This is a genomic window from Shewanella profunda (assembly GCF_023283765.1).
Classification (GTDB): Bacteria; Pseudomonadota; Gammaproteobacteria; order Enterobacterales; family Shewanellaceae; genus Shewanella; species Shewanella profunda.
The window spans coordinates 1-1,136 of record NZ_JAKILG010000110.1; the positions used below are offsets into that span (position 1 = coordinate 1).

At 45.0% G+C, this 1,136-nt stretch carries 1 protein-coding gene and 1 pseudogene; both read right to left on the reverse strand.

Annotated elements, in window-relative coordinates:
* Window positions 1–322: 322 nt before the first annotated feature.
* Entirely contained in the window at window positions 323–556 is a 234-nt protein-coding gene (locus L2744_RS21455) for a hypothetical protein (protein ID WP_248993768.1), read from the reverse strand.
* Window positions 557–570: 14 nt separating this feature from the next.
* Window positions 571–1,026 (reverse strand): annotated as a pseudogene (locus L2744_RS21460) (endonuclease); the annotation flags it as partial.
* Window positions 1,027–1,136: the final 110 nt, after the last annotated feature.

The window sequence follows — 1,136 nt, forward strand, 5'->3', positions numbered from 1 at the left end:
ATTTGATTACATCATGGCTTGCCTTAATGAACTGTGCCAACCAGCACCGGATATAGACAGCCTGTTACCATGGAATTTTAAAAGATAGGTGTAGTTGCCCGGACGCTTACGATTAAACATCGTTTCATCGAAGTGAAGAGTGACTTTTGTTATAGGAAGCCTCCCTTGGCGGGCAGAACGTGAAATGAGACAGATAAGACAGCGCAGACGTGAACGGGATTGGCAAGCTGGAACGTAGAGCCACGGCAAGCTTGCTTGCCATTAGTGGATCACGTTATCGCGGGGAGCGAAGCGAAAAGCCCGACCGAAGGGAACGCCCAGTTTAAGACCAATCTCCGGTGAGCTGTTTTACTTCGGTTTCACGAAGACAAAACGCCGTATTAATCGACGTTAAATTCTCAAACTTCTCACGTTGAGTGAGCGCAGGATCTTGATCTATTTTACGCTCCGCACCGGTCACTTGGATTAATAGCGTATCGAGATTTTTACTGGCTTTAAATTTGCGTAGCCAAACAAAATCCAACTCCGACAAGGTATTATTATCAATGTAATTCATAGTTTCTCGTATATTTACCAAATATTAGCTTGCTGACAGCGACTTTTGACGACTTCATTATCATTAAGCTGAATAGCAGCAATTTTTTTAGCCCGTTGACACTCTTGGACATTCACCGGATATTGCGTATCCCATGCACTCATTAACTGCCGCTGTTGTTTACTCATCGAATATTTAGGATAACTTTGGTCGATATACAGATAGGACCGAGCAATGCGCCCTCTAGCGGCTTCGGGAGGCTGAGCTTTGCTGCCCTCAATACGCATATCACAGGCACCAAAATCAGATTTAGCAGCTGGCAATAAAGTAAAATTATAATTACTGCGCAGCGCGTTCACAGCGCCAATGGCCGGAAACAGATTGTGCATATCCGCTTGCATGTATCGATACTCAATATTCATCTTCTCTGCACACTTGCGGCCCTTGAACGATTGACCTTTGCTATCGACACATTGTCCATGGCCATCACGCCCCCTGTGTCAGGATTGTTGTCACCCCTAAATAATCATTATGTTTAAAGACAGGGTGCGGCAAAAGAGAACGATATGGCTCGGTATTCACCAGAACGTAAAGAGGCGAT

What these genes read in the sequence shown, in the direction of transcription:
- L2744_RS21455 (WP_248993768.1), bottom strand. Translation starts at nt 556, where the DNA reads ATGAATTACATTGATAATAATACCTTGTCGGAGTTGGATTTTGTTTGG.